Annotated in this window: 9 protein-coding genes and 1 other RNA gene; 1 reads left to right on the top strand and 9 read right to left on the bottom strand. The window is 27.8% G+C overall.

What is annotated here, in order from left to right; translation table 11 throughout:
* The 3 genes from E6248_RS10555 to E6248_RS10545 form a co-directional block, all read right to left on the bottom strand.
* The coding region (locus E6248_RS10555) for an aminotransferase class IV (RefSeq protein ID WP_316340766.1) at positions 1-281 on the bottom strand (281 nt) is incomplete at its 3' end.
* Positions 282-316: 35 nt separating this feature from the next.
* Positions 317-1,690 (bottom strand): aminodeoxychorismate synthase component I, encoded by a 1,374-nt coding sequence (gene pabB, locus E6248_RS10550; RefSeq protein ID WP_316340767.1) that lies wholly within the window; start codon positions 1,688-1,690, stop codon positions 317-319.
* Complete coding sequence (locus E6248_RS10545) at positions 1,680-2,273, bottom strand: aminodeoxychorismate/anthranilate synthase component II (RefSeq protein ID WP_316340765.1); 594 nt, start codon at positions 2,271-2,273, stop codon at positions 1,680-1,682. The genes pabB and E6248_RS10545 overlap by 11 nt, the downstream gene beginning before the upstream one ends.
* A 101-nt stretch (positions 2,274-2,374) precedes the next feature.
* Here E6248_RS10545 and E6248_RS10540 point away from each other — a divergent pair, with 101 nt between their 5' ends.
* Complete coding sequence (locus tag E6248_RS10540; RefSeq protein WP_316340764.1) at positions 2,375-3,211, top strand: PHP domain-containing protein; 837 nt, start codon at positions 2,375-2,377, stop codon at positions 3,209-3,211.
* 115 nt (positions 3,212-3,326) lie between these two features.
* Here the strand turns inward: E6248_RS10540 and E6248_RS10535 are convergent, their stop codons facing one another.
* The 6 genes from E6248_RS10535 to E6248_RS10510 form a co-directional block, all read right to left on the bottom strand.
* Entirely contained in the window at positions 3,327-3,578 is a 252-nt protein-coding gene (locus tag E6248_RS10535; protein ID WP_316340763.1) for a phage holin, read from the bottom strand.
* A 280-nt stretch (positions 3,579-3,858) separates the two neighbouring features.
* Complete coding sequence (locus tag E6248_RS10530; RefSeq protein ID WP_316340762.1) at positions 3,859-5,253, bottom strand: aminopeptidase; 1,395 nt, start codon at positions 5,251-5,253, stop codon at positions 3,859-3,861.
* Between the two features lie 25 nt (positions 5,254-5,278).
* Positions 5,279-6,187, bottom strand: coding sequence for an HPr(Ser) kinase/phosphatase (hprK, locus tag E6248_RS10525; RefSeq protein ID WP_316340761.1), 909 nt, complete (start codon positions 6,185-6,187; stop codon positions 5,279-5,281).
* A 12-nt stretch (positions 6,188-6,199) separates the two neighbouring features.
* Positions 6,200-6,391, bottom strand: coding sequence for a DUF896 domain-containing protein (locus E6248_RS10520; RefSeq protein WP_316340760.1), 192 nt, complete (start codon positions 6,389-6,391; stop codon positions 6,200-6,202).
* A 478-nt stretch (positions 6,392-6,869) separates the two neighbouring features.
* Positions 6,870-7,059: non-coding RNA, 6S RNA (ssrS, locus tag E6248_RS10515), on the bottom strand.
* A 68-nt stretch (positions 7,060-7,127) separates the two neighbouring features.
* Positions 7,128-7,526, bottom strand: coding sequence for a hypothetical protein (locus tag E6248_RS10510; RefSeq protein ID WP_316340759.1), 399 nt, complete (start codon positions 7,524-7,526; stop codon positions 7,128-7,130).
* Positions 7,527-7,594 lie beyond the last annotated feature (68 nt).

Below are 7,594 nucleotides of genomic sequence, written 5' to 3'. Positions count from 1 at the left end.
GTATAAGTTATAGGTCTATTTTGAAAAATAATATTTTTCTCAGTTACTACTACCTTTAAAGCGCAATTATTTAATTTTAATCTATCTAATATATTTTCAATATATCTTATATCTACTGTCTCTCCAATATTTAAAAATTCAATTGCCTTATTTAGTCTATCTATATGTTCTTTTAAAAATATTGGATGATTTTTTATTAAAATAGTTTCAAAAGCCCCTCTTCCAAAGAAGTATCCATTATCTAATTGGATCTTCTCATTATTAATTATTAAATTTCTCATTTTATTACCCCATATTTTATTTTCTTTTGCAAAACTTATAATAAGACCTTCATTAAAGCTTTAGCCTTATCTATAGTTTCTAAATACTCATCTTCTTCAATAGAATCAAAGGTAATTCCTCCACCTACTCCAAAGTATGCCTTATTATCTTTTTTAACTATTGTTCTAATAGCAATATTAAAATCAGCATTTCCTCTAAAGTCGAAATATCCTATTATTCCAGTATATATATTTCTTTTTAACCCTTCTAATTCTTCTATAATTTCCATTGACCTTATTTTAGGTGTACCTGTAATAGATCCTCCTGGAAAACATTCCTTAATACATTTTACAGCTGAAATATTCTCCTTTAGCGTTCCCTCTACTGTAGATACTAAGTGAAAGACCGTTGCATATTTCTCAAGTTTAAAAAGCTCTGTAACCTTAACAGAGTGCGGCTTACATACCTTACTTAAATCATTTCTTTCTAAATCCACTACCATTAATAATTCAGCCTTATCTTTTTCACTATTTATAAGTTCCAAACTATTTTTAATATCTTCCTCTTTATTCTTCCCCCTAGGTCTTGTCCCTTTAATTGGTCTTGTAATAACCTTTCTATCCTTAACTTCTATAAATCTTTCTGGAGATGAACTTATTATTTCTAAATCTTCAAAGTTTACATAAGCTGAAAAAGGCGCTTTATTTATACTTCTAAGTTTTTTATAAATATCAAAGCCATTTTCTTTATTATCTATTGTAAATCTTTGAGTCATATTCGCTATATATACATCACCACTTACTATATAATTCTTAAGTCTAGTTATTGCACTTTTATATTCTTCTTTAGTAAAATTTGATGAAAATTTACTATAATCATCCTTTGAAAGTTCAGCTTTTATAATATCTTTATTATAATTTATTTCCACAGTATTTTTATTAATTACACTTAATATATTCTCTATTTCTTCTTCAATGCCATCTAATGAAGTTATATATTGCCTATTATTCTTTAAATCGAAAACAATAATATTCTTATAAAAAGCGAAACTAATATCATTAATATTAAAATCTTCTTTGCTTGTATTGGGAATTTCTTCAATTCCCCTTGCAGCATCATAAGAAATATATCCTATAGCCCCTGAAAGTAATGGTATTTCTTTATATTCTTCCATGGTAAATTTATATTTACTAACTAATTTTTCTAAAACTTCAAAGGGATTACCCTGAACTTTTTCTTTATTTATATAACATTCATTGCCTTTAGCCTCAAATAATAAATATGGATTTAACCCTATAAAAGAATACTTAGATAAACTTTCGTCATCCTTAGATGAATCTAATAATATAGTGTTTATTTCATTTTTAAAAACATTATATACTTCAAAAGGATTGAATTTAATATTTACTTCTTTTACTTTAATCATTATCCTTCTCCTTAAGTGCCTTAGTTATATCAATAAAGTTTTGTAAAATTTTATGTCCTTCTTCTGTCATCTCAGCCTCTGGATGAAATTGAAGTCCATATATAGGATATTTAATATGTTTTATTCCCATTATTACATTATCATTAGTAAAACTAGTTATTTCAAGTTCATTACTTAAGGTATTCTTATCTACAATTAATGAATGATACCTCGTAACTCTTAGTGGATTTTTTACCCCTTTAAAAAGTCCACTATTATCATGATTTACATAACTTATTTTTCCATGAACTGGTTCCTTACCTCTTACAATATAACTATTGAAATAGTGTCCTATACACTGATGCCCAAGACAAATTCCCAAGATAGGAAGCTTATCTTTAAAATGATGTATTACATCTAATGATATCCCTGCCTTATTAGGAGATTTAGGTCCTGGTGAAATTATTATTCCGTCTATATTAAGTTTATTTATTTCCTCTATAGTAATCTTATCGTTTCTATATATTATAACTTCTTCTCCTAATTCTTCAATATATCTAACTAAATTAAATACAAATGAATCATAGTTATCTATCATTAAAAGCATTATATCCTCCAAGTCCTGTACTAAAAATTCAGTATCTGTGTTAAAATATTTTTAATGTATAAATTATATCATAATAATTAAATGTTTTGAAAGGAGATACAATGATTAAGTGTGATTTGCATACTCACTCAATTTGCTCTGATGGTAGATATAGCCCCAAAGACATAGTTATAATGGCAAAAGACAGAAATTTAGATTATATAGCATTAACTGATCATGATACATTAACAGGTATTCCTGAAGCTATTTTAGAAGCTGATACATTAAAAGTTAATTTTATCCCAGGTATTGAATTATCTACAGAACATAATGGAGAATCAATTCATGTATTAGGCTTTTTTACTAAAGAAAACTACAATAATGAAGAATTGCATAAAGTATTAGAAGCTTTTAAAGAAAAAAGAATAGAAAGAGCTTATAAAATTATAGATAACTTAAAAAAATTCCATAATATTGATATAGATATAAACAAAGTATTGTCTAATGGAAAAGATACTATTGCAAGACCTCATATTGCTAAGGCAATTATAGATGCAGGATATCCTTATGATCACGAATATATATTTGAAAACTTTATAGGTAATGATTGTAAAGCATATGTACCTTCTACAAAAGTTACAACTACTGAAGGTATTAAACTTCTAAAAGAATTTAATGCTTTAGTTTTCTTAGCTCATCCAGTATTAGTTAAAAAAACTTCCATAGAAGATTTATTAGAACTTGGATTTGATGGTCTTGAGGCAATTTATTTTAGAAATAAACCTAAAGAGACTAAAAGATTTTTTAAAATAGCTAAAGATAGAAACTTATATATTTCTTGTGGATCTGATTGTCATGGAATACCTAACGACGTACGTCATGGTAATGTTGGCGATGTAAATATTCCAGATGATGAGAATGTACTTCATATGTTAAGATGGTTAAAGTTACAAGGTTAATTCCTTATAAATTTTAGGGGACAGTAGATAGTTTTTCCATAAAACTATCTACTGTCCCCTTTAAAAAGGTTTATGATAATAATATTATTATCATAAACCAAAATTTTAAATTAACTTATTGCTTTGAAGGTAAATTTAAATTGCTCTCTTTACTATCATTATTTTTATCATCAACATACCATTTGCAATTAGTTGTAGGATTATTCACTATTCCTAAAGCAACTAGTATTGATAATATTATATTCGTTATCGTTTGATACTCTTCAGCAACTACTTTAACTCCAAACGTACTTAATATCATTGGTATTAGAGCAAGAACAGAAACCCATAAACCATAATTTTTAAATCTTGACCACTCAAAATTCATACATATATCACCTTCCTCTTGCCTATGATACAGTATATTCACATATTAAAATTATGTGAAATAAATTTGATAATTTGTAAATATTGATTTCCTTAACTAAAAAAATACTATAATAAATTTTATTTAGTATAACTATATTCTTTAAAGAAAAATGGAGATTACCAAAAAGCAATCTCCTTTATTAATTATAGTAATTTTGAACAAATTACATCCTTAATTCTTCATTTTTAATTTTTCATTCTTAATTAATAAACAGGCTGCATTATACAGCCTGTTTATCCTATTTTGCTTCTAAGAAAGCCTTATATCCTCTCATTGTTTCATAAACATCAAGCTTACTTGATATTTCCCAAGGGGCATGCATATTTTGAAGAGCAACTCCACAGTCGATTACTTCCATATTGTACTCTGCTAAAATATAAGCAATAGTACCTCCCCCACCTTGATCTACCTTACCAAGTTCTGCTGTTTGATAAACAACATCATTTTCTTCCATTATATTTCTTAGCCATGCTATGTATTCAGGATTAGCATCATTACATCCTGACTTTCCTTTTGCTCCAGTATATTTATTAAATACTAAGCCTTTTCCAAAGTAAGCAGAATTTTTCTTTTCCATAACTGCTGGATAGTTTGGATCAAAAGCTGCTGAAACATCTGCTGATAACATCTTTGAATTTGATAATGCTCTTCTTAACTTAAGGCTTGAATACTCTCCAAGTCTATCCATAACTTCTGAAACAGTATTTTCAAAGAATCTTGAATGCATTCCTGTTGCTCCATTACTTCCAACTTCTTCTTTATCTACTAGTAATACTACGCTAGTATAATCTACTTCCTCTGTATCTAATAGTGCCATTAATGATGTATATGCACAAACCCTATCATCTTGACCATAAGCCATTATCATACTTCTATCAAGACCATATTCCCTAGCTCTACCTGCTGGAACAACTTCTATTTCTGCTGATATAAAATCATCTTCATCAAAGTCATATTTTTCATTAAGTATTCTTAAAATATTAGCTTTAACAGCATCCTTTTCTTTATCTTCTAAAGGAATACTTCCTACTAATAAGTTTAAGTCTTCACCTTCAACTACTACATTTGCCTTTTTTTGAAGTTGATCTGCTGATAAATGAATTAAAAGATCTGAAACACCAATAACTGGATCATTTTCGTCCTCACCAATAACAACATTTATTTTAGTTCCATCTTTTTTAACTACAACCCCATGTATAGCTAATGGTAACGTTACCCATTGATATTTTTTAACCCCTCCATAATAGTGGGTTTCCATCATAGCGAGACCTGTATCTTCGTATAAAGGATTTTGTTTTAAATCAAGTCTTGGTGAATCCACATGTGAACCTATTATTCTTAGTCCCTTCTCAATAGGCTCTTTTCCAATTAAAAATAATGCTAATGCTTTATCTTTATTGTTACAGTACACCTTGTCTCCAGCTTTTAATCTTTCATTATTATTAATTATGTCTTCTAAGTTCCTATATCCAAGAGCTTCAGCCATATTAATACTTGTAAGCACACATTCTCTTTCTGTTTTACAAATAGACATATAATTTATATATCCCCTGCAAAACTCAAATAACTCTTCTCTCTTTTCTCCAACATATTTTTCCCATGCTTTTTTGTTTTTTTCTTCTATTGTACTCATTTCATTCTCCTTAGTATAAAGTATATTACTCTATTATTTTATCCATTCTACCCTCAATTATATCTACAGGAGTTACATCTGACATTAATGAATGTCTATAGTTAACTGCAGCAGCCTCAATAATTACTGCTATATTTCTTCCTGGTCTTACTGGCACTCTAAGTTTCTTAACCTTAACTCCTAATATATCTTGTCTTTCATCATTAAGTCCTAATCTATCATAGTCTCCATCATCTTTCCAATGTTCGAAATGCATAAGAAGCTTTATGTCCTTTTCTGGTAATACAGAACTTAATCCATAAAGTGATGCTACATCAATAATTCCTATTCCTCTTACTTCAAGCATTCCAATTGTAATTCTTGGAGATTTACCTATTAGTTCTCCATCAACCTCTTTTATATCAACTGCATCGTCAGTTACTAATCTATGTCCTCTCTTAATAAGTTCAAGAGCTGTTTCGCTCTTACCTATTCCACTTTCCCCAGTAATTAAAATACCTATTCCATATACATCTACTAGAACTCCATGAAGTCTAGTTTCTGGTGCTAATTTATCTGCAAGATAAATTGTTAATTTGCTCATAAATTTAGTAGTTACTAGGCTAGTTCTTATAAGCCATATTTTATTTTTTTCTGCTGCTTTTAATAATTCCTCTTGAGGTTCTAAGTCCCTAGTAATCATTAAACATTTTAAATTAAAGCTACAATATTTGTTTATTCTCTTTTTTCTAAGCTCAATTCCCATAGTCTCTAGAAAGCTCCATTCAGCTTTACCAATTACTTGTATCCTTTCTGGTGCAAAATAATTATAAAACCCTGCAAGCTGTAATCCAGGCCTATTAATATCATTTACAAAAATCTCAGCATTTTTGTCCCCTTCTACCAAGACCTCCATGTCAAAATCCTTAATTAATTTTTCAACTTTAACTGACAACTCTATCACCCTTTAATTTTTTTTCTTTAACTCCACCGTTTCTAATTGAGCCCTAAAATTACTTTTAACACTATCAATATATCTTCTTCTTAATATTTGTTGCTCTTCTTTTTCACTTTCATTTAATCCATCTTCTTTACTTTTTTTATAAAGTTCATTAATCCTTTTTATTACATCATCCATTTTCATATTTGCGTAGTCCATCTTTAGTACTCCCTTTCTTAAAATAATTCTTTCTTATATTTTACCTTCATTTTTTCTCAATATCAACTTTTAAAACAATTCAAATGTAATTATTTACACTTTTAACTCAATTTTAATCTTCTCTTTATATTTAAATTTTAATATATGCTTTGAATTTTTATATTCTAATTAAAAATTATTCTTTCCCCATAATTATATAAGGCTATAGACGTATATTAATAATTGAAACATATACAATAAAAAAAATTGTAGAATTCCGTCTAAAGAATTAGTTTTACATTTTTATACTTTTTGGTATAATATTGTTATAAACAATTGGATTTTGTAAATAGATGGGGGTGCTACAATGATTAAAAGTAAATGTAGAAAAAAAATCAAATTAAAAAAAGCATTATTAAACTTCTTATTAAACTATCTTCCTCTTAATAGCAAATTAATAAAATAAAAAAATACCTCATAGTAGAGGTATTAATTACATATTATTCCCAACATGCCGGTCACTTAAATATTCATACCTGCTACTCGCAGGTGGGTTAAGCGCACTAACTCTTTGCTTTCTCCTGCCACATAAGTGAATTACTGGAGCCTAGCATACTTTTAGATATTGCAAATCCCGTATATTCAATGTAGGTTGAATATTTTAAGCTAAGCGCACATCTCAGGATTTATTTATGACTTAATTATATCATATTTTTTTTCTTATGCAATAGAATAATTTTTCTTCATATGGAAGGGTTTAAATAATAAACTCTTTTGCAACATCTTCAATAGTAATATCTTGATCTTCATCAGTAAATAAGGCCATAAATTGCATAGTTTCAAAACTATTAGAGTTCATTTGGAAAGCCATAACTTCTCCTGCCAAATCTACTTCATCAACTATTTCTTCAATAATATCAACTACTTCATCATTAGCATACTCATAAAGATAAGGAATAAAGAACTCCTTATACCATTCATTGCTTTCTTCTTCATAATCACTTTCATCATTAGAGTAGCTTCTTGCAGCTGAAAGAACATCTTCATCAAAATCAAAAAAGAATTTTACTAATATTATTCCATCTTCATTTTTTAATTCTTCTATTTCTGTAAGTTGATTTTCTTCTAATATACTTATAATTTGATTTACTTTCATATTTTCCTCCTAAAATACAATTAATCTTAAATAAAATTAATATAGTAATTTTTTATATTCTTTTTTAA

The sequence above is a fragment of the Clostridium sp. genome (assembly GCF_032552055.1).
Taxonomy (GTDB): domain Bacteria; phylum Bacillota; class Clostridia; order Clostridiales; family Clostridiaceae; genus Clostridium.
Note: the sequence above shows the minus strand (reverse complement) of the source record. Positions and strands in the feature narration are given on the sequence as shown.

Coding starts and splice junctions, on each gene's coding strand:
- E6248_RS10545 (WP_316340765.1), bottom strand. CDS start 2,273: ATGCTTTTAATGATAGATAACTATGATTCATTTGTATTTAATTTAGTT.
- E6248_RS10540 (WP_316340764.1), top strand. CDS start 2,375: ATGATTAAGTGTGATTTGCATACTCACTCAATTTGCTCTGATGGTAGA.
- E6248_RS10535 (WP_316340763.1), bottom strand. CDS start 3,578: ATGAATTTTGAGTGGTCAAGATTTAAAAATTATGGTTTATGGGTTTCT.
- E6248_RS10530 (WP_316340762.1), bottom strand. CDS start 5,253: ATGAGTACAATAGAAGAAAAAAACAAAAAAGCATGGGAAAAATATGTT.
- E6248_RS10520 (WP_316340760.1), bottom strand. CDS start 6,391: ATGGACTACGCAAATATGAAAATGGATGATGTAATAAAAAGGATTAAT.
- E6248_RS10510 (WP_316340759.1), bottom strand. CDS start 7,526: ATGAAAGTAAATCAAATTATAAGTATATTAGAAGAAAATCAACTTACA.